This window comes from Pantoea endophytica, assembly GCF_002858935.1.
GTDB lineage: Bacteria > Pseudomonadota > Gammaproteobacteria > Enterobacterales > Enterobacteriaceae > Pantoea > Pantoea leporis.
Genome location: NZ_PJRT01000010.1, coordinates 1 through 19,394, shown reverse-complemented (window position 1 = coordinate 19,394; position 19,394 = coordinate 1). Strand labels below are relative to the sequence as shown.

Genomic DNA, 19,394 nt, shown 5'->3' with positions numbered 1-19,394 from the left:
TCTCGATGAAATTTCCCGGCAAACGCAAATCCAAACACTATTTCCCCGTCAACGCGCGCGATCCGCTGCTGCAAGCCACGCAGCAAGAGCAGGAAGAGGGCAGTTGGGTGGTGGGTATCGACCAGACGCTGGTGGATATTGAAGCCAAAGTCGACGACGACTTTCTGCAGCGTTACGGTTTAAGCGCCGGTCACTCGCTGGTGATCGACGATGCCACCGCCGAGGCGCTCTACAACGAACTGATGCGCGAAGCGCTCATCAGCCATCAATTTGCCGGTGGCACCATCGGAAATACCCTGCATAACTACTCGGTGCTGGCGGATGACCGCTCGGTACTGCTCGGCGTGATGTGCAATAACATCCAGATCGGCGGCTACGCCTATCGCTACCTGTGCAACACCTCCAGCCGCATGGATCTTAACTTCCTGCAGGGCGTCGATGGCGCGATTGGCCGCTGCTTTACGCTGATTGGCGAGCAGGGCGAGCGTACCTTTGCCATCAGTCCCGGCTTGATGAACCAGCTGCAGGCCAACAGCATTCCGGAAGAGGTCATTGCAGGCGCGTCGGCGCTGGTGCTGACTTCCTATCTGGTGCGCTGCCAGCCGGGCGAACCGATGCCGGAAGCCACTTTACGCGCCATCGACTACGCCAAAAAACACAACGTGCCGGTGGTATTGACGCTCGGTACCAAATACGTGATTCAGGATAATCCGCAGTTCTGGCGCGATTTCCTGCGCGATCACGTCTCAATTGTGGCGATGAACGAAGAAGAGGCTTTTGCGCTGACCGGCGAGCAGGATCCGCTACTGGCGTCGAATATGGCGCTGGATTGGGTGGATTTGGTGCTGTGTACCGCCGGGCCAACCGGTTTGTACATGGCCGGTTTCACTGAAGAAGAGTACAAGCGCAAAACCAACCATCCGCTGCTGCCGGGCGCGCTGGCTGAGTTCAACCAATATGAATTTAGCCGCGCGATGCGCCACAAGGATTGCGATCAGCCGCTGCGCATCTTCTCGCATATCGCGCCATATATGGGCGGCCCAGAGAAGATCATGAACACCAATGGCGCGGGCGATGGTGCGCTGGCGGCACTGCTGCATGACATCACCGCTAACAACTTCCATCGCCAAAAAGTGCCGAACTCCAGCAAACACGGCCGCGCCTACCTGACCTATTCGTCGCTGGCACAGGTGTGTAAATACGCGAACCGGGTAAGTTATCAGGTGCTGAACCAGCATTCACCGCGCCTGACGCGCGGCCTGCCGGAGCGGGAAGACAGCTTAGAAGAGTCGTATTGGGACAGATAAAACGCAAGGTCGCCGTTCATGGCGTAATGCTCGTCAGTTAAGGCATGAAAACCCTTAATTACCGAGAGCACACATTGTAGCGGCGCAATTTATTGCGCGATAAATCGCGCCGCTACGGAATGTGCGGTGATTTGATAAGGTGCTTAACTGATCGGCATTACGCCGTTAATGGCGACCTTGCCAAAGACCACACTCACTTAAATTGGGCACTCACGTACAATCGGGTTCTGCGCAATCTCCTCTTCCAGCACATGCAGCATGCTGTTGGCAATCTCACGCTCGCCCATCACTACGCGATTCGCGCCGCGCTCCATTATGTAGGTCACTTCATCGTCATAATGCGCACGGGCAATTATCTCAATGTCCGGACGCTTCTCGCGCGCTGCCGTCACGACTTCACCGGCTTCGTAGCCATTCGGAATGGTCAGCAGCAGCCAGCGGGCACAGTCGAGGCGCGCCAGTTCCATGGTATCCACGCGTGCCGCATTGCCCAGCACCGCTTTGATCCCTTGCTCGCGCAGCGCTTCAACGCGCGGACGGGAGTTCTCCACCACCACCAGTGGCACATCCGCTTCCATCAGCTTTTGCCCCAGCAGGCTGCCGACGCGGCCATAACCTACTAAAACCGCGTGATTGCAGATATCCACCGGAATCTGCTTCTCTTCTTCGATCGCTTCTTCCAGCGTCTGTTCTTCGATGGTCTCGGTTTTGTCGAGGTAGCGTTCCAGCACGCTAAACAGAATCGGGTTAAGCATGATGGAGAGAATCGCCGCCGCCAGCACCAGATTGCGGCCTTCCTCGCTCAGCATGCCGAGCGAGATGCCGAGGCCGGCGAGAATAAAGGCGAATTCACCAATCTGCGCCAGGCTCACCGAAATGGTCATCGCGGTGCGACGTGAATGACCCAGCAGCGTTACCAGCAGCCAGGCGGCAATGGATTTGCCCAGCACGATAATCGCCAGCGCGCCAAGCACCGCCAGCGGTTGCTCAATCAGGATCATCGGGTCAAACAGCATGCCGACGGACACAAAGAACAGGACGGCGAACGCATCCCGCAGCGGCAAGGTATCGTGCGCCGCGCGGTGGCTGAGTTCAGATTCGTTCAGCACCATGCCGGCAAAGAAGGCGCCGAGGGCGAAGGAGACATCAAAGAATTCGACGGCGCCAAAGGCGATACCGAGCGCCAGCGCTAACACCGCAAGGGTAAACAGCTCACGCGAGCCGGTCGCGGCACTTTTTGCCAGAATCCACGGCACTACGCGACGGCCTACCACCATCATCAGCACCATAAAGGCGACGACTTTACCGATGGTCAGCAGCAGATCCCACAACAGCAGCGTTGGGCTGGCGTTGCCCTGTTCCAGCATGCCGGCGATGGCTGGCAGCAGCACCAGCGTCAGCACCATCACCAAATCTTCCACGATCAACCAGCCAATGGCGATTTGCCCGCGCTGGCTATCAATCAGCTGACGCTCTTCCAGCGCGCGCAGCAGCACCACGGTGCTGGCGGTGGAAAGACACAACCCAAATACCAAACCGGTCATCCACGACCAGCCCATTGTCCATGAAAGTCCCATTCCCAGCAGCGTCGCCACGGCGATTTGCGCGATGGCGCCAGGAATGGCGATGGACTTTACCGACATCAAATCCTTCAGCGAGAAGTGCAAACCGACGCCGAACATCAGCAGAATAACGCCGAGTTCAGCCAGTTCAGGGGCAAGGTTGGTATCCGCGACAAAGCCTGGCGTGAAAGGGCCGGCCAGGACGCCAGCCAGAAGATAACCGACCAGCGGTGAGATGCGCAGGCGGTTTGCCAGCATACCAAGGAGAAATGCGAGGACCAGTCCCCCGACAATGGTAGTGATCAACGGTGTGGTGTGATGCATGCCTGTCTCCTTGTGTGCAAATGTATCCGCTTGTAACAACCTAGTGTAATGCACAATCCCTTACCGCGTTTAAACATTTGAGCGGTTAAAGCCCACTAAATTGAAAAAATGAGACTAAAACGCAGCTGAAGCTCCATTTTCGTCAGTTATCTCACTATATCGGCTGGAAATACGCAGAATGAAGGGTGGCGCGGAAAAAATAGTTGCAGGGGGAAATTGGCTTCGCAGCAGGGGTTGTTAGGGTTAAAGCGGTTCTAAGTCGATAAAGTCACCGCCAGGTGTAGAATTGGGTTGTCATTCCCAGCGAGAAGCGAATTTAAAAATGCTGATCATCACGCTGTGCCATTATGCAATGCGTGTTTCATCTTGAGTTAGCCAGCCATCTGTGCGACACAGAAGGGCGATAACGCACATTAAGTCCACCGCTAAGTGGAAAAACGCAGAATAAGGAGATCGACTTTGTTTTTATCACCGCGAAAAGGGCGCTGGCTGGCGCTGACAGTGTTACTGCTGCCGATGCTGGCGCAGGCGTGGCAAACGGATCGCAGTTATCGTTTCAGCATTCTGCACACCAACGATCACCACGGTCGTTACTGGCCGAACGCACAAGGTGAATATGGCCTTGCGGCACAGAAAACGCTGATGGATCAACAGCGCTACGATGTGCAGGCCAAAGGCGGCGGCGCGCTAATCCTGTCGGCGGGCGATGTGAACACCGGCGTGCCAGAGTCAGACATGCTGAATGCTGAACCCGACATTCGCGGCATGAACCTGGTGGGCTATGACGCCATGGCGCTGGGCAACCACGAATTCGACAAGCCGCTTAGCGTGCTGCAACAGCAGCAGAAGTGGGCCAAATTTCCATTCCTTTCGGCCAACATCTATCAAAAAGGCACCGACACGCGCTTATTTAAGCCGTGGGCAATCTTTAACCGCATGGGGCTGAAGATTGCGGTGATCGGCCTGACTACCACCGACACGCTGCGCATCGCCAATCCGGAAAACATTGCAACGATCGATATTCGCGATCCGGTGAAAGAGACCGAAAAAGCGGTGGCGGAACTACGCGTCAGCGAAAAGCCTGATGTCATCATCGCGCTGACACACATGGGCCACTACGACGACGGTCAGCACGGCAGCAATGCGCCGGGCGACGTGGAGCTGGCGCGCAGCCTGCCGCCGGGTACCCTCAACGTGATCATTGGCGGCCATTCGCAGGATGCGGTGTGCATGGAGAAAGAGAACGTCAGCGTAAAAGATTATCAGCCAGGCCAGCCCTGCCAGCCGGATCGGCAAAACGGCGTGTGGATCATGCAGGCAAAAGAGTGGGGCAAATTTGTTGGGCGCGGCGACTTTACCTTCCGCAATGGCGAGCTGACGCTGGAGAATTACCAGCTGATCCCGGTCAACCTCAAGCACAAGGTAAAAAATCTTGATGGCAGCGAATCCTGGCTCACCTGGCAGGAAGAGATCCCGAAAAACAGCGCGATGATGAAGCTGTTAACGCCGTATCAACTGCGTGCTGGCAAGAAACTGGATGTCAAAGTCGGCAGCAGCGACGGCGTGTTTGTCGGTGAGCGCGACAAGGTACGCTTTGAGCAGACCAATCTTGGGCAGCTAATTTTGCGCGCCCAAATGGCGGCGACCAAAGCGGACTTTGCGGTGATGAGCGGCGGTGGCATTCGCACTTCGCTGGCGCAGGGTAATCTCAGCTGGCGCGATTTGTTGCAGGTGCAGCCTTTTGGCAATCAGGTGGTGTCGGTGACGCTGAAGGGTAATGAAGTGCTGAATTATCTGGCGACGGTTGCCAATATTAAAGTGGATTCCGGCGGCTTCGCGCAGTTCAGCAACATCAGCCTGGTGGCGGATGGTAAAGGCGTCAGCGACGTGAAGATTAATGGCGAACCGCTGCAAAAGGATAAAACCTACCGCATGGCGACTAACAGCTTTAACGCCAGCGGCGGCGATGGTTATCCGAACATTGAAACCCATGCTGGCTTCAGCAACAGCGGGCAGCGCGATGCGGATGTGCTGCGTGATTATGTCAGCCAGCATTCACCGCTGAAGGTAGCGGATTATCAACCTGGCGGGATTGTGCATCTGACGGCAGCGCAAATTGAAGAGCGCAACAAAGCGCTGGAGAAGCAACGCAAGCCAAGCTACCCGCAAATGATTCTGGCGTGGATCTGGCCGCGCGCCGCACAACATTGAACTCTGCGCTCGTAGGTCGCCATTTATGGCGACCTCTTTTCAAATGCACATCACGCCTGACACGATTTCTGCGTCACCCAACGGTGGCGCATCTTATCCCACATCCAGTTGTAAACCATGGTATAGGGCAGGAAGAACAGGAAGAACGCCACTTCCAGCACAAAGGCTTCCAGCAGCGAAATATTCAGCATCCAGGCGGCAATCGGCAAGCCAATCAGGATAAAACCGCCTTCAAAGCCTAGCGCATGCATGGCGCGTAAACCGAATCCGCGTTTCACCTGCGGCGGCCAGATGCGATCAAAGCCGGTGTTATAGATCATGTTCCACAGCATGGCGACGGTCGACAGCATAATCGCCAGCGCGCCCATCTGAAACAGCGGTTTCTCCATGATCCAGGCAGCCAGCGGCGCAACAGTGATAAGTGCTAACCCTTCAAAGCCTGCGGCATGACAAAAACGTTCTTTCAGCGAACGGGTACGCATATAAACCTCCTTATTGGTGATAACCCCTATTTTCGCACTGGGTGATGCTAAGATAAAATGATCACCTATCGATAAAAGCGATGGTTCAACATGAAATATTCCCCGGAATCCCTTGAGGCGTTTGTGCAAACCGTGGCCAGCGGATCCTTTTCGGCGGCGGCGCGCGCGTTGTCTAAAAGCCAGTCCACCATCAGTAACGCGATCGCTAATCTGGAAGACGATTTGGGTTTCACGCTGTTTGATCGCAGCGGACGTAACCCGGTATTGACCGAGCATGGCCAGCGCGCGTTTGCGCAAGTGCAGCAGATTCTGGCCGCCAGCCAGCGGCTGGATGAGCTGGCAGTGCGCTTGTCGCAGGGCGTAGAACCGCGCCTGAGCCTGGCGATCTCCGATTTTTGGCAAGCGGATCACCATGAAAATCTGCTTAACCGGTTTGAGGTGCGTTATCCAGATATCGATTTTGAGTGCATGATCGCCGAGGATGCTGATGCATTAGATTTGATACAAGCCGGGCGCGTGCACCTTGGCGTGGTGCGGGCGCAGCCACAATTGCCGCCGGATTTGGCGGTGGCACGCTTGCAAGTGGGGGCGCAGATGGCGATCTACCTTCATCAGGATCATGCGCTGTCGCAGGCTCAGCAGGTGAGTGAAGGGCAGTTAGGTGAGTTGCGGCATCTGCGGCTCAATACCTGGGTACAAAATCGCGATCCCTTGCCCGCCGGACGCGTGTGGTCGGCGCCATCTTATTTATTGCTGTTAGAGATGGCAGAGCAGGGTTTTGGCTGGAGTATATTACCGCGCTGGCTGGTGGAGCAGTTTGGTCATCAGGTGTTGAAGGAGTTGCCGGTGCCGGGCTGGCCGCAGCATATCGCGGTTGATGTGGTGTGGTCGCGGCGTAATCCGCCGGGACCGGCCGGACGCTGGATGATCGATCAACTCTGCGCCCAGCAGCCCGACTAATCGCGCCGTGCGACGTCGGCCAGCGGCGCATCCAGCAGGCGAGACAAATCTTGCGCGGCCAGCTCGATATCCAGCCCGCGTTTGCCGCCGGAGATAAAGATGGTGGCAAACTCCGCTGCCTGCTGATCGATCACCGTTGGCAGACGTTTTTTCTGTCCCAGCGGGCTAATGCCGCCTACCAGATAACCGGTCACGCGCTGTGCCAGCTGCGGATCGGCCATATCCGCTTTCTTGGCGCCCAGCGCTTTGGCGACCTTTTTTAGATCCAATTGGGTTGAGACCGGCGTCACCGCAACCGCCAGCGCTTTAGCATCGCCGTTGAGCGATACCAGCAAGGTTTTGAACACCTGGCGGGCATCCAGATTAAGCTTACGCACCGCTTCGTCGCCAAAATTGGTTTCGTGGCTATCGTGGTCGTAGGGATGCAGGGTAAAGGTGACTTTTTGTTTTTCCAGAAGTTTTACCGCGGGCGTCATGATCGGTCCTTGTTAGGAAAATTCTTATTTCAGTTTTGATGGAAAAACAGTGGCGAAATTCTGAACTTTGCGCGAGAATTGGCCCGCGCCAGCAAGAGATTGTTGGTGATAACCAAAATCATAAACAAATTCCTCTTTGACGGGCCAATAGTATTATTGGCCTTCTTTTTTTCTGCCAAACGCACAGTTAATAAAACGCACAAGCCCGTAGCGGCGCGTTTTATCGCGCAATAACTTGCGCCGCTAAGAAATGTGCATAAATCAGCTCTTCAGCAGTCCCGGCAAATTATCATCGCCATACAGATGCAGTGCGCCCACCGCCACCACATAACGCCCTTTCGGTAACGCCAGCAGCAGCTCGCGCCAGTGCTGGTTGCGGTTGCGCATCAGCGTGTCGTTCAGCTCGCTGCTAAAGGTGGTCGGCAGCGCCACCGGTTGCTGGGTGGGCGGCGCATCCAGCCACCAGCTGATCATGGTTTGCAGCAGGCGCGCGTTGGTGTGCCAGTGTTCCAGCGTATCCAGCAACAGCGGCAAACCATCCTGCGGCAGCGATTTCAGCAGGGCGATCTGCGTTTCCGGACCTTCCAGCTCGATAATGCGTTTGTTGGCCGCTTTGGCCGCCTGCAACAGCTGATAATCGATACCAAACTGCGGACGCAATCCCAGCCGCTGCGCCTGTTGCGCCTGCAACATCAGCGCGATCTGCCAGAACGGCAGCGTATCGAACAGGCTCAGTGACAGCGAAAGCTCCTCGCACAAGGCCTGCAAGCGCTGCAGCACGTCGTCGTCGAGTCGCATTGCCAGCGGCGGATGTTCATCATCATTGCTGAACGGCGATTCGCCTTGAGTGATATCGGCTTCGACAATCAGCGCGTCGGCTTTATGCAGCTGGCGCAATAGCCCGGCAGGCAGCGGCTGCATATCGCGCGTGCCCATGTGAATGCTGCCCGCCAAATGCAAACGACGATCGCCCAGCTGAATATCCATGGCCGGCCAGCTGTAACTGGCCGGAAAAAGGGTCGCGATCCGTTGTTGGATGCTGTGCCACAGACCGTGTCTCATTCCCTGTCCTTTTTAAGGCAAAAAACCATGCTAGCGATTTCATCTCATGAAAAACAGGGCTGGAATGGCTATTGCCGTTGCGCGGGCTTGAAGCGCAACAAACGGTTAGCGTTGCTCACCACGGTAATGGATGACAGCGCCATCGCCGCGCCCGCGACAATCGGGCTCAGCAGCATGCCAGTAAACGGATAGAGCACGCCGGCCGCAATGGGAATCCCGAGGCTGTTGTAGATAAAGGCGCCCAACAGATTTTGCCGCATATTGCGCAGCGTAGCGCTGGAGATCGACAGCGCATCGGCGACGCAGTGCAGATCGTTGCGCATCAGCGTCATGGCGGCGGTTTCTACCGCCACATCGCTGCCGCCGCCCATTGCAATGCCGACATCCGCCTGCGCCAGCGCGGGCGCATCATTAATGCCGTCGCCGACCATCACCACTTTGCGGCCTTGCTGCTGTAACTGAGTAATCGCCTGCGCTTTGCCATCCGGCAACACGCCGGCAATCACTTCATCAATACCCGCTTCGGCGGCAATGGCCTGCGCGGTTTTCTGGTGATCGCCGGTCAGCATAATCAGGCGATAACCTTGCTGATGCAGACGCTGCAGCGCCGCTTTACTCTCGGGACGCAAGCTGTCACGCAGCGCGATCAATCCCAGCAGCTGCTGATTGTCGGCCAGCAGCACCGGCGTTGCGCCTTGTGCGGCGAAGCGCGCGATATCGTCCTGCGCGGCGCGGTAATCAACCTGCTGCTCATCCAGCAGCGCCTGATTCCCCAGCAGCAGCGTTCTGTTTGCCACTGTAGCGCTGATGCCTTTGCCGCGTATTGTACGAAATTGCTTAACCGCTTCGGCGTTCACCGCAGGCGCAGCCTCAAGAATCGCTTTGGCGAGCGGATGGCTGGAGCCTTGCTCCATCTGCGCCGCCGCGCTGAGCACCTGCTCGCGATTCCACTCGCCATACAGCACCACATCGCTGACCTGCGGCGTGCCGCGCGTCAGGGTGCCGGTTTTATCAAACACAATGGTATCGACTTCGCTGGCTCGCTGCAGCGCATCGGCGTCACGCACCAGCACGCCCAGCTCTGCGGCGCGTCCGACGCCAGCAATCACTGACATCGGCGTGGCTAAACCCAAAGCGCAAGGGCAGGCGATGATCAGCACCGTGGTGACAATTACCAGCGTGTAAGCCAGTTGCGGCTGCGGACCCGCCAGATACCAAATAACCCCGCTCAGCAGCGCAATCGCCACCACCACCGGCACAAATACCGCGGAGATGCGATCCGCCAGTCGGCCAATATCCGGTTTGCTGCTTTGCGCCTGACGCACCAGATTGATAATGCGCGCCAACGTGGTGTGGCTGCCGATGGCGCGCGCCACAAAGTGCAGCGTGCCGTCTTGTACCAGCGTACCGGCAAAGATTTTATCTCCCGGCTGTTTGGCCTGCGGCACTGCCTCGCCTGTCAGCATCGCTTCATCCAGCCAGGCTTCACCGCTGGCGACCTCACCGTCCACCGGTACGCGATCGCCGGTGACCAGCTTCAGCGTCATGCCGGACTTAACCTCGCTGAGCGGCAGCAGTGTTTCACCCTGATCGCTGATGACCCGCGCCTGCGCCGGAGTTAAATCCAGTAATCGTTCCAGCGCCTGCGAGGCACGCTGGCGTGCGCGCTGCTCCAGCGCGTGGCCGAGATTGATCAGGCCAACGATCATCACGCTGGCTTCAAAATAGAGATGACGCGCCTGATGCGGGAAGAATTCGGGCCAAAGGGCGACGCTCATCGAATAGAGCCACGCCGCGCCGGTTCCCAGCGCCACCAGCGTGTCCATGGTGGCTGTGCCGTGACGCAAACTGCGCCACGCGCTGCGATAGAAGTGGCCGCCGGCCATCACCATCACCAGCAAGGTAATCACGCCGAGCGTGCGCCACAGCGTTTGGTTATCTGCGCTCAGCATCATGTTGTCGCCGAGCATGCCCCAAATCATCATCGGCACGCCGAGCAGCAACGCCAGCGCCGATTGCCAGCTAAAACGGCGCATAGCGTGCTGCGCGCTAACCTGCTGGCGTTCGCGGCGGGTTTGTTCATCCTCGATCACTTCGGCGGAATAACCAGCCTGATCGACCGCGCTCACCAGCGCTTCGGCGCTTGCATCACCCATGATCAGCGCGCTGCGCTCACCGAGATTGACGCGTGCCTGGCTGACGCCCGGCACTTTTTGCAGCGCCTGTTCCACGCGGCTTACGCAGCTGGCGCAGCTCATGCCGCCAATCAGTAAATGATGCACAGCAAGCTCAGCTTCAGTGGATTGTGCCGGTTGCGACTCCGTTGTCAGCGCCTCCGGCGGCGGCTCTGTAGCTGTCAACGGATCAGGCTTTGGGCTGGCTGCGCCGTCTTTCAGCACCGCGTGATAACCGGCTTGTTCAACCGTAGCGATCAGATCGCTGGCGCTCGCCGCACCGGTCACGCGCGCTTCTTGCTGCGTGACGTCCGCCTGTTCAACATCGCTGCGCTGCTCCAGCGCTTCTTTGACGCGTTTTACACAGTGGCCACAGGACAAGCCGTCCAGCGCCAGCAGTTGGGTATGTGACATGGTGTACTCCTCAGGCTAATGATTTTGACTGCATGCAAAATTTGCATTAGAACTACAGCCTAAACCTTCCCCTGAATGGAAGGTCAAGGGGGAAAGATGAACATCAGCGATGTGGCAAAAAAAACCGGACTCACCAGCAAAGCGATTCGCTTCTACGAAGAGAAGGGCGTGGTGACGCCGCCGTCGCGCGGTGACAATGGCTATCGCCATTACGCGGCGCATCATATTGATGAGCTGAATCTGCTGCGCCAGGCGCGTCAGGTGGGATTTACGCTGGAAGAGTGCCGTGAACTGGTGACGCTGTTCAACGATCCCGCGCGCCACAGCGCCGATGTTAAAGCGCGCACTTTGCAGAAAGCCGACGAGATTGCTGCGCACATCGAAGAGTTACATGCAATGCGTGCGCGCTTGCTGGAACTGGCGGAGGCTTGCCCCGGCGATGACAGCGCAGAGTGCCCGATCATCAATCATCTGGCCGGTTGCTGCCATCACGCCGATGGAAAGCGCGGCTGAATCATCAGCGTAATGCCGACCACGCCAGTGACAATCACCGGCGTGCCCGCCGGCAGGTCGCTGTCCGCCTGCACGCGCCAGCTGCTGTCGCCAATGCGTACGTGTCCAAGGCCGTTTTTCAGCGCATTATCCAGCGTCAGCTGCATGCCCATTAACTGGTTACCGCGTTGGTTAAGCGTGTTAGCGACCTGCGACGATTCGCGATAGCGCATCCAGCGATGCCAGAAGAACGCGCTGAACAACGTCATCACCGCAAACACAATGCCCTGACTGGTCCATGAGATGGGAAACAGCCACTCAATCAGCGCCACCGCGACGGCGGCTAAGCCACTCCACAGCAGATAACCGCTGGTGCCGAGCATTTCGGCGGCCAACAGCAGGCCGCCCAGCGTCAGCCAGAACCAGTGTGGATGCGCAATCAGCTCCATCAGAATCATGGTCTGCGCTCCGTCCGGTTCTCCTTCAGCAATTCACTGATACCGGCAATTGAACCGAGCAGGCTGCTGGCGTCCAGTGGCATCATCACCACTTTGCTGTTGTTAGCTTCGCCGATTTTTTGCAGCGCGTCGGTATATTTTTGCGCCACAAAGTAGTTCACCGCCTGAATATCACCGGCGGCTATCGCCTCGGAGACCATGCGCGTCGCCGTGGCTTCCGCTTCTGCCTGACGCTCGCGCGCTTCAGCTTGCAGGAAGGCCGAGGTGCGTTCGCCTTCTGCTTTGAGGATCTGCGACTGCTTGTCCCCTTCGGCGCGCAAAATCGCCGCCTGACGTACGCCTTCGGCGGCAAGGATATCGGCGCGTTTGGTACGTTCCGCCTTCATCTGCGCGTTCATCGCGGCGATCAATTCCTGCGGCGGGCGCACGTCACGAATTTCGATACGGGTAATTTTCACGCCCCACGGATTGGTGGCTTCATCAACGATATGCAGCAGACGCGTGTTGATGTTGTCGCGCTGCGACAGCATCTCATCCAGCTCCATGCTGCCGAGCACGGTGCGGATATTGGTCATGGTCAGATTCAGGATCGAGAGTTCAAGATTGCTGACTTCGTAGGCGGCGCGCGCCGGATCGACAACCTGAATAAAGCAGACTGCATCAATGGTGACGTTGGCGTTGTCTTTAGAGATGATTTCCTGCGAAGGGATATCAAGTACCTGTTCCATCATATTGATTTTGCGACCAATACGATCCATGAACGGCACAAGCAAATTGAGGCCGGGCGCCAGGGTTTTGGTGTAGCGGCCAAAGCGCTCTACCGTCCACTGATAACCCTGTGGAACAATTTTTACACCGGCCCACACGGTAACGAGTGCGAGCACAATGATGACGGGAATGACCGTTAACATATAACCTCCTGGCTGTCAGATTGTCGGGCCGAGTCGTTCGGCCCGTTTAACGCGCGGTACCGATCAGTACAGCAGCGAGTAAAGCTGGCGGCGATAGCGCGTGGCGAGGGTGTCGCCGGTGCCGAGTGCGGCCAAAATTTCCTGGAACATTTTACGCACCTGGCCGTCACCAACGCTGAGATCGCTTTTCAGGAAGCTGAACAACAACTCCAGCGCTTCCTCGTTGCGACCAACCTGATGCAGCTGTAACGACAGTTTAGCAGCCAGTTCGGCATTGGTTGGATCGCTGGCTAACTGCTCCTGCAACAGCTGAATTTCTGGCGTATCGGCGGCCTGCTTTAACAGGTCGATTTGCGAAATCAGGCTTTGATAGCGCGTGTCCTGATCCTGCAGCGGCACCGCATCCAGCACGGTTTCTGCCTCGTCGCTGCGGTTCAGGGTGATCAACACTTCTGCCAGCAGGAAGCCAATTTCGCTGTTTTTGTTGCTCAGCTGCCAGGCGTCTTTCAGCAGCGGCAGCGCTTCCAGCGGTTTGCCTTCGTGCATCAATTGCATCGCCTGCTGCGCTTTAACTTCTTCTTCACGCGGCAACACTTTTTGCAGCAGAGCGCGAATCGCCTCTTCCGGCTGCGGTCCCTGGAAGCCGTCAACCGGCTGACCGTTCTGGAACAGATAAACGGTTGGGATCGAGCGCAGGCCAAACTGCGATGCCACCATTTGCTCTTTATCGCAATCCAGCTTCGCCAAAATAAACTGACCCGCATACTCCTGCGCCAGGCGATCCAGCACCGGCGTCAGTTCCAGACAGTGCTGACTGCGTTCGGACCAGAAATAGAACAGCACCGGCAGCTGCATCGACTGTTCTAAGGTCTGCTGCAGGTTGGATTCGTTGATGTCGATAATCAAAGCGTGTGACATGAATACGTCTCTTGTCAGAAAGTGTGTTGAGGATATGGGGGCAAGCTGCCCCGGTTCAAGTTTGATTCTGCGTTGCAGCTTAGTTGCTGCGCAAAATGCGATCCAGTATCCAACCTGGCAGCAGGCGTTTCAGCAGGCTCATCGCCCAGGCCACCAGCGTTACCGGATAGCGCAGGCGCGGATGTTTGCTCTCTAACGCGTGGCGCAGCTTCGGCAAAATCGCTTCCGGCGGCAGCGTGAAACGCGCGGCGATGCCCGGATTTTGTACCGGTTTATCCTGCTGGCCCTGATGCACGTTATCGGTGAAACGCGTGCTTATCGGGCCCGGTTCAATCAGGCTAACGCGCACGCCAGAGTCGCGCACTTCAAGACGCAGCGCATCGCTCCAGGCTTCCAGCGCCCATTTGCTGGCGGCATAGGCGCCGCGCCCCGGCGTCGAGATCAGTCCCAGTACCGAACTGGTATTGACGATGCGTCCGTTGCCGCTGGCTTGCAGCGCGGGCAGCAGGCGCATGGTCAGTTGATGAGTGCCAAACAGGTTGGTGGAAAATTGCTTCTCTAATTGCTGACGCGAAACGCTGCTGAGCGGCCCATATTGACCAAAACCGCCGTTGTTAAACAGCGCGTGCAGGCGATGATCGGTGAGTTCCAGCACGCGATCGGCGGCGGCATCGACGCTGGCAGCATCATCCAAATCCAGCTGCACGCCAGTAAATCCCAATGCTTCCATGCGCGCCACATCGTCGGCGCGGCGACAGGCGGCCAGCACGCGATAGCCGCGCGATAAAAGGTCATTTGCGGCGACCAAACCAATGCCGCTCGAGCAGCCGGTGATGAGAATTGTTTTTTGCATTTCTTTACCCGTTAAAAATCACACGCCTGCATTAATCATGCTTTACTAGCGGAGCCAGTTCGGTCGCCATCAGGTTGGCGATAAACGGCTGAGCATCCGGATTGGGGTGAATTCCATCCTGCTGCATCCACTCCGGCTTCAGGTAGACCTGCTCCATAAAGAAGGGCACCAGAGGAATGTCGTACTGCTGTGCCAGGCGCGGATAGATCGCGCTAAACGCTTCCGTATAACGACGTCCATAATTAGCCGGCAGACGAATCTGCATCAGCAGCGGCTGCGCTTTCGCGGCTTTCACTTCGTCGATCACTTTGGTCAGATCCGCGGCGATATTCTGCGGCGGGAAACCACGCAGGCCATCGTTACCGCCCAATTCGATTAACACCCAGCGGGGTTGATGCTGTTTTAATAGGCCCGGTAAACGCGCCAGCCCTTGTCCTGCGGTATCTCCGCTGATGCTGGCGTTGACCACTTTGGGCTGCTGTTGCCACTCTTTATTCAGCAGGCTGGGCCAGGCCGCCGTGGCCGACATGCGATACCCGGCGCTCAGGCTGTCGCCCAACACCAGCAAGGTATCGGCGGCGGCGAGTCGGGACACCAGCAGAAGCAATAACAACAGGAAGGGATAATGCCAGCGGAAAACATTGTTGCAGTTCATCATCTTACTAAGTCCGTCGGTCAGGGAGAGCATCAGCTGACCATCCTTACCGGAGTTGAGCTGGTTGTCAAACCAGCTGAGACCATCGCCCTGATTGGCGAGTCCGGCTCGGGCAAATCCACGCTGCTGGGCATTCTGGCCGGACTGGATGACGGCAGCAGCGGCGAAGTGCATCTGCTTGGCCAGCCGCTGCACAGCATGAATGAAGAGCAGCGAGCGGCGCTGCGCGCGCGCGAAGTGGGCTTTGTGTTTCAATCCTTTATGCTGGTGCCGACGCTGAATGCGCTGGAAAACGTGCAGCTGCCGGCGCTGCTGCGTGGCGACAGCGATCGCGAAAGTCGCCGCCAGGCGGTGGAACTGCTGACGGTGCTGGGTTTGAAAGATCGTCTGCACCATCTGCCGGCGCAACTTTCTGGCGGCGAGCAGCAGCGTGTGGCGCTGGCGCGTGCCTTTAGCGGCCGTCCCGGTTTGCTGTTCGCCGATGAACCCACCGGCAACCTCGACCGTAAAACCGGCGATCGTATCGCCGATCTGCTGTTCTCCCTCAACCGCGATTTTGCCACCACGCTGATTCTGGTGACGCACGATGAACAACTGGCGGCGCGCTGCGACCGTCGCTTACGGCTGCGCGACGGCAAATTGTGGGAGGAGTCATGATTTGGCGCTGGTTTTGGCGCGAGTGGCGTTCGCCCTCGCTGCTGATTGTCTGGCTGGCGCTCACTTTAGCCGTGGCCTGCGTGCTGGCGCTGGGTTCGATCAGCGATCGCATGGAAAAAGGCTTAAGCCAGCAGAGCCGCGACTTTATGGCGGGCGATCGCACGCTGCGTACCACCGCGCCCGCGCCGGAAGCGTGGCTTAACAAAGCGCGTGATGAAGGGCTGTCGGTCAGCAGCCAGCTGCACTTTATGACCATGACCTTCGCGCAAGAGACGCCGCAGCTGGCGGACGTAAAGGCGGTGGACAATGCCTATCCGATGTTCGGCACGCTGCAAACCGATCCGCCGGGCCTACGTCCACAAGCGGGCACGGTGTTGGTCGCACCGCGTTTGCTGGCGCTGTTGAATCTGAAAGTGGGCGATAGCGTGGATGTCGGCGACACCACGCTGCGCATTGCCGGGGAAGTGATTCAGGAGCCGGATGGCGGCTTCAATCCGTTCCAGACCGCGCCACGTCTGCTAATGAATCTGGCCGACGTGGAGAAAACCGGTGCGGTGCAGCCGGGCAGTCGTCTAAGCTGGCGCTATAAATTCTCCGGCGATCCGGCACCGCTGGCGCGCTATGACAGCTGGATCGCGCCGCAGCTAAAAGCCGATCAGCGCTGGATCAGCGTGGATAATTCGGAAGATGCGCTGGGCCGCTCAATGCAGCGTGCGCAGCAGTTTTTACTGCTTTCAGCCTTGCTGACGCTGATGCTGGCGATTGCTGCGGTGGCGGTGGCGATGAGTCATTACTGCCGCAGCCGCTACGATTTGGTGGCGGTGCTGAAAACGCTGGGCGCAACGCGCAAGGCGCTGCAGCGGCTGATTATCGGTCAATGGTTGGCGGTGCTGCTGCTGGCGGCGATTGTCGGGAGCGCCCTGGGGCAGGGCATTGAAGTGATTCTGCTGCTGATGCTGAAACCGGTGCTGCCGGGCGCGCTGCCTGCGGCGAGTTTCTGGCCGTGGCTGTGGGCGATCGGCGCGATGTTTGTGATTTCGCTGCTGGTGGGTTTGCGTCCGTATCGTTTGCTGATGGCGACGCAACCGCTGCGCGTACTGCGGCGGGATGCGGTGGCGAACGTCTGGCCGCTGCGATTCTATCTGCCGGCAATGGCGCTGGTGGTGATTGGCTTGCTGGCGCTGCTGATGGGCGGCAGCAAAATGCTGTGGGCGCTGCTGGCGGGCGTGGTGATGCTGGCGCTGCTGCTGGCGTTACTCGGCTGGGGCACCTTGCTGCTGCTGCGTCGGCTGGTGGTGCGCAATCTGGCGCTGCGCCTGGCGATCAACCGTCTGCTGCGTCAACCGGTGATGACGCTCAGCCAGCTGGCGGCGTTTTCGCTGTCATTTATGCTGCTGGCGCTGCTGCTGGTGATGCGCGGCGATCTGCTGGATCGCTGGCAACAGCAACTGCCGCCGGACAGTCCGAACTATTTCCTGCTGAACATCACCAAAGAGCAGGTGCCGCAGGTGCGCGACTTCCTGGCTGGTCATCAGCTTAAGCCAGAAACCTTCTACCCGATTGTGCGCGCGCGTCTGACCGAGCTGAACGGCAAAGAGGCCGATCCCAGGCTGGATAACGCGCTGAATCGCGAACTTAATTTGACGTGGCAAGCGGAGCGTCCGGATCACAATCCGCTGATTTCCGGTAACTGGCCGCCGCAGCCCGGTGAAGTGTCGATGGAGGTGGAGCTGGCGGATCGTCTGGGCGTGAAGCTCGGCGATAGCTTAACCTTCAGCGGCGATACCCAGCAGTTCAGCGCCAAAATCACCAGCTTGCGCAAGGTGGATTGGGAAAGTCTGCGGCCGAATTTCTTCTTTATCTTCCCGCCGGGCGCACTCGATCAGCAGCCACAAACCTGGCTGACCAGCTTCCGTATGGAGAGCAATCCGGCGCTGCTGGCGCAGCTTAATCGTGCATTCCCGACGCTGAGCCTGCTGGATATCGGCAGCATGATGCGCCAGATCGGTCAGGTGCTGACGCAGGTGAGCCAGGCGCTGGAAGTGATGGTGGTGCTGGTAACGGTGTGCGGCGTGCTGCTGTTGCTGGCGCAGATCCAGGTTGGCATGCGTCAGCGTCGGCAGGAGTTGGTAGTCTATCGCACGTTGGGTGCCAGTAAGCGCCTGCTGCGCGGCACCTTATGGTGTGAGTTTGCGCTACTTGGCGTGGTGTCGGGGATTGCGGCGGCGCTGGGCGCGGAAGCGGCGCTGTGGGGCTTGCAGCGCAAGATCTTCGATTTCCCGTGGCAGCCAGACTGGACGTTATGGATCGCCTTGCCGATCGGCGGCGCGCTGCTGCTCTCGCTGTGCGGTGCCTGGTTGGGGATTCGACTATTAAAACAGAAGGCGCTGTTCAGAAGCTTCAGTGCCGGATAAGCAAAACGATTTGTCTTAAATTTAAGTTCTGGTCTGCGTGAGTCGACTCATAAAAGCAGACCAGACTTATTTAAGGCTAAACATGTCATCTCCACTTATCGTCAAATCCGTTGTTGAAATCGGCTGCTGTAAAGTCTGCCAGGGCGAGGCCACGCTGTATGGTGTGACCGATTTCAATACCATCTGTCATTCGGAAAATGCCAGTCGTTACACTTATCCGCTCACCGGCGTGGCGATTTATTATCATCAATGCCAGACCTGTGGTTTGGTGTATACCCACGCATGCGATGACTGGACGCCAGCGGATTATGCACAGCATATGTATAACGAGGCTTACGGGCAGTTTGATCCTAACTATGAGATCAATCGACCGATGAGAAATCGTGATCTGATTTTGACGTTATTCAAAAAATATCACGGCAAAAAAATGCTGGATTACGGTGGAGGCACCGGCACGCTGGCGCGCTTAATGCAGGAAGTGGGCATTGATATGGTGGCGTGGGATCCGTTTGTGCCCGGCGATTATCCAGAACTGAATTCTTATGAATTTATGACCAGTTTTGAGGTGTTTGAGCATACGCCGGATCCGCATAAAACGCTGGCAGAAGTGTCAGGTTTTTTGAAAAAAGGCGGGGTGTTTTTCTTCAGCACCGCGACCACGGACGAAGTGAGTCATTTGGGGATGACTGACTGGTATATTGCGCCGCGCACCGGTCATATTACGATTCATTCGGAAGCGTCGCTGAATGCATTGTTCAGTGCGCATGGATTCCAGATTACGCATCTGAATCGCTGGAGCCATGTGGCGATGAAGATGGTGGGGTAAGGGGAGTTCTAAGCGGGCTGATGCCCTCATCTCGGCCCTCTCCCACAGGGAGAGGGAGACAACATGTTAGCGCGATTGGTTCCCTCTCCCAGTGTGTACAGTCCGGGGACATGGTAGACAGGTGTTCGGGGACATGGTGAACACTTTTTAACATCCTTTACCCATGGTGATCGACTTTTTCTTCAGGTCGATCACCCCCACTTTTGTGCTGTACCACCATACCTCGTAGCACCCGTCT

Annotated in this window: 17 protein-coding genes; 7 read left to right on the top strand and 10 right to left on the bottom strand. The window is 57.5% G+C overall.

What is annotated here, in order from left to right:
* Positions 1-5 precede the first annotated feature (5 nt).
* Positions 6-1,307 (top strand): inosine/guanosine kinase, encoded by a 1,302-nt coding sequence (locus tag PZBJ_RS10185; RefSeq protein WP_101762392.1) that lies wholly within the window; start codon positions 6-8, stop codon positions 1,305-1,307.
* Between the two features lie 197 nt (positions 1,308-1,504).
* On the opposite strand, the gene ybaL is transcribed toward PZBJ_RS10185, so the two are convergent.
* Entirely contained in the window at positions 1,505-3,193 is a 1,689-nt protein-coding gene (ybaL, locus tag PZBJ_RS10180; protein ID WP_101762391.1) for a YbaL family putative K(+) efflux transporter, read from the bottom strand.
* Between the two features lie 459 nt (positions 3,194-3,652).
* Here ybaL and ushA point away from each other — a divergent pair, with 459 nt between their 5' ends.
* Complete coding sequence (gene ushA, locus PZBJ_RS10175; RefSeq protein WP_101762390.1) at positions 3,653-5,404, top strand: bifunctional UDP-sugar hydrolase/5'-nucleotidase UshA; 1,752 nt, start codon at positions 3,653-3,655, stop codon at positions 5,402-5,404.
* 50 nt (positions 5,405-5,454) lie between these two features.
* Here ushA and PZBJ_RS10170 read toward each other — a convergent pair whose 3' ends face one another.
* Positions 5,455-5,886, bottom strand: coding sequence for a multidrug/biocide efflux PACE transporter (locus PZBJ_RS10170; protein ID WP_101762389.1), 432 nt, complete (start codon positions 5,884-5,886; stop codon positions 5,455-5,457).
* Positions 5,887-5,976: 90 nt separating this feature from the next.
* Between PZBJ_RS10170 and PZBJ_RS10165 the strand changes: the two genes are divergently transcribed.
* On the top strand, positions 5,977-6,846 hold the full coding sequence (locus PZBJ_RS10165; RefSeq protein WP_101762388.1) for a LysR family transcriptional regulator: 870 nt from the start codon (positions 5,977-5,979) through the stop codon (positions 6,844-6,846).
* On the opposite strand, the gene ybaK is transcribed toward PZBJ_RS10165, so the two are convergent.
* The 3 genes from ybaK to copA all read right to left on the bottom strand — a co-directional run bounded on the left by ybaK (position 6,843) and on the right by copA (position 10,972).
* The gene (gene ybaK / locus PZBJ_RS10160) at positions 6,843-7,322 is read right to left on the bottom strand and encodes a Cys-tRNA(Pro)/Cys-tRNA(Cys) deacylase YbaK (RefSeq protein ID WP_101762387.1); all 480 of its coding nucleotides are present in this window, start codon (positions 7,320-7,322) and stop codon (positions 6,843-6,845) included. The genes PZBJ_RS10165 and ybaK overlap by 4 nt on opposite strands.
* 261 nt (positions 7,323-7,583) lie before the next feature.
* The gene (locus tag PZBJ_RS10155) at positions 7,584-8,384 is read right to left on the bottom strand and encodes a TraB/GumN family protein (protein ID WP_101762386.1); all 801 of its coding nucleotides are present in this window, start codon (positions 8,382-8,384) and stop codon (positions 7,584-7,586) included.
* A 68-nt stretch (positions 8,385-8,452) separates the two neighbouring features.
* The gene (gene copA / locus PZBJ_RS10150) at positions 8,453-10,972 is read right to left on the bottom strand and encodes a copper-exporting P-type ATPase CopA (protein ID WP_101762385.1); all 2,520 of its coding nucleotides are present in this window, start codon (positions 10,970-10,972) and stop codon (positions 8,453-8,455) included.
* A gap of 96 nt (positions 10,973-11,068) precedes the next feature.
* On the opposite strand from copA, the gene cueR reads away from it, so the two are divergent.
* Positions 11,069-11,485 (top strand): Cu(I)-responsive transcriptional regulator, encoded by a 417-nt coding sequence (gene cueR, locus PZBJ_RS10145; protein ID WP_101762384.1) that lies wholly within the window; start codon positions 11,069-11,071, stop codon positions 11,483-11,485.
* Here the strand turns inward: cueR and PZBJ_RS10140 are convergent.
* The 5 genes from PZBJ_RS10140 to tesA all read right to left on the bottom strand — a co-directional run bounded on the left by PZBJ_RS10140 (position 11,461) and on the right by tesA (position 15,262).
* Positions 11,461-11,922 (bottom strand): NfeD family protein, encoded by a 462-nt coding sequence (locus PZBJ_RS10140; RefSeq protein WP_225608369.1) that lies wholly within the window; start codon positions 11,920-11,922, stop codon positions 11,461-11,463. The two genes, cueR and PZBJ_RS10140, sit on opposite strands and share 25 nt — an antisense overlap.
* Positions 11,919-12,833 carry an SPFH domain-containing protein gene (locus PZBJ_RS10135; RefSeq protein WP_101762383.1) on the bottom strand — a complete coding sequence of 305 codons (915 nt, stop codon included), beginning with the start codon at positions 12,831-12,833 and terminating at the stop codon, positions 11,919-11,921. Before PZBJ_RS10135 ends, PZBJ_RS10140 begins: the two co-directional genes overlap by 4 nt.
* Positions 12,834-12,896: 63 nt before the next feature.
* Positions 12,897-13,751 carry a co-chaperone YbbN gene (locus PZBJ_RS10130; RefSeq protein ID WP_101762382.1) on the bottom strand — a complete coding sequence of 285 codons (855 nt, stop codon included), beginning with the start codon at positions 13,749-13,751 and terminating at the stop codon, positions 12,897-12,899.
* Positions 13,752-13,830: 79 nt separating this feature from the next.
* The gene (locus PZBJ_RS10125; protein ID WP_101762381.1) at positions 13,831-14,604 is read right to left on the bottom strand and encodes an SDR family oxidoreductase; all 774 of its coding nucleotides are present in this window, start codon (positions 14,602-14,604) and stop codon (positions 13,831-13,833) included.
* A 31-nt stretch (positions 14,605-14,635) separates the two neighbouring features.
* Positions 14,636-15,262: a multifunctional acyl-CoA thioesterase I/protease I/lysophospholipase L1 gene (tesA, locus tag PZBJ_RS10120; RefSeq protein WP_176971305.1), complete on the bottom strand. Its 627-nt coding sequence runs from the start codon at positions 15,260-15,262 to the stop codon at positions 14,636-14,638.
* Here tesA and ybbA point away from each other — a divergent pair.
* The 3 genes from ybbA to PZBJ_RS10105 all read left to right on the top strand — a co-directional run bounded on the left by ybbA (position 15,230) and on the right by PZBJ_RS10105 (position 19,156).
* Entirely contained in the window at positions 15,230-15,916 is a 687-nt protein-coding gene (gene ybbA / locus PZBJ_RS10115) for a putative ABC transporter ATP-binding protein YbbA (protein WP_101762379.1), read from the top strand. The genes tesA and ybbA overlap by 33 nt on opposite strands.
* Positions 15,913-18,330 (top strand): putative ABC transporter permease subunit YbbP, encoded by a 2,418-nt coding sequence (gene ybbP, locus PZBJ_RS10110; RefSeq protein WP_101762378.1) that lies wholly within the window; start codon positions 15,913-15,915, stop codon positions 18,328-18,330. The genes ybbA and ybbP overlap by 4 nt, the downstream gene beginning before the upstream one ends.
* A gap of 82 nt (positions 18,331-18,412) precedes the next feature.
* Positions 18,413-19,156 carry a class I SAM-dependent methyltransferase gene (locus PZBJ_RS10105; protein ID WP_101762377.1) on the top strand — a complete coding sequence of 248 codons (744 nt, stop codon included), beginning with the start codon at positions 18,413-18,415 and terminating at the stop codon, positions 19,154-19,156.
* Positions 19,157-19,394: the final 238 nt, after the last annotated feature.

Bases quoted from the DNA above. Each gene is read 5' to 3' on its own strand.
- PZBJ_RS10185 (WP_101762392.1), top strand. From the start codon at position 6: ATGAAATTTCCCGGCAAACGCAAATCCAAACACTATTTCCCCGTCAAC.
- ybaL (WP_101762391.1), bottom strand. From the start codon at position 3,193: ATGCATCACACCACACCGTTGATCACTACCATTGTCGGGGGACTGGTC.
- PZBJ_RS10170 (WP_101762389.1), bottom strand. From the start codon at position 5,886: ATGCGTACCCGTTCGCTGAAAGAACGTTTTTGTCATGCCGCAGGCTTT.
- PZBJ_RS10165 (WP_101762388.1), top strand. From the start codon at position 5,977: ATGAAATATTCCCCGGAATCCCTTGAGGCGTTTGTGCAAACCGTGGCC.
- ybaK (WP_101762387.1), bottom strand. From the start codon at position 7,322: ATGACGCCCGCGGTAAAACTTCTGGAAAAACAAAAAGTCACCTTTACC.
- PZBJ_RS10155 (WP_101762386.1), bottom strand. From the start codon at position 8,384: ATGAGACACGGTCTGTGGCACAGCATCCAACAACGGATCGCGACCCTT.
- copA (WP_101762385.1), bottom strand. From the start codon at position 10,972: ATGTCACATACCCAACTGCTGGCGCTGGACGGCTTGTCCTGTGGCCAC.
- cueR (WP_101762384.1), top strand. From the start codon at position 11,069: ATGAACATCAGCGATGTGGCAAAAAAAACCGGACTCACCAGCAAAGCG.
- PZBJ_RS10140 (WP_225608369.1), bottom strand. From the start codon at position 11,922: ATGATTCTGATGGAGCTGATTGCGCATCCACACTGGTTCTGGCTGACG.
- PZBJ_RS10135 (WP_101762383.1), bottom strand. From the start codon at position 12,833: ATGTTAACGGTCATTCCCGTCATCATTGTGCTCGCACTCGTTACCGTG.
- PZBJ_RS10130 (WP_101762382.1), bottom strand. From the start codon at position 13,751: ATGTCACACGCTTTGATTATCGACATCAACGAATCCAACCTGCAGCAG.
- PZBJ_RS10125 (WP_101762381.1), bottom strand. From the start codon at position 14,604: ATGCAAAAAACAATTCTCATCACCGGCTGCTCGAGCGGCATTGGTTTG.
- ybbA (WP_101762379.1), top strand. From the start codon at position 15,230: ATGCCAGCGGAAAACATTGTTGCAGTTCATCATCTTACTAAGTCCGTC.
- tesA (WP_176971305.1), bottom strand. From the start codon at position 15,262: ATGATGAACTGCAACAATGTTTTCCGCTGGCATTATCCCTTCCTGTTG.
- ybbP (WP_101762378.1), top strand. From the start codon at position 15,913: ATGATTTGGCGCTGGTTTTGGCGCGAGTGGCGTTCGCCCTCGCTGCTG.
- PZBJ_RS10105 (WP_101762377.1), top strand. From the start codon at position 18,413: ATGTCATCTCCACTTATCGTCAAATCCGTTGTTGAAATCGGCTGCTGT.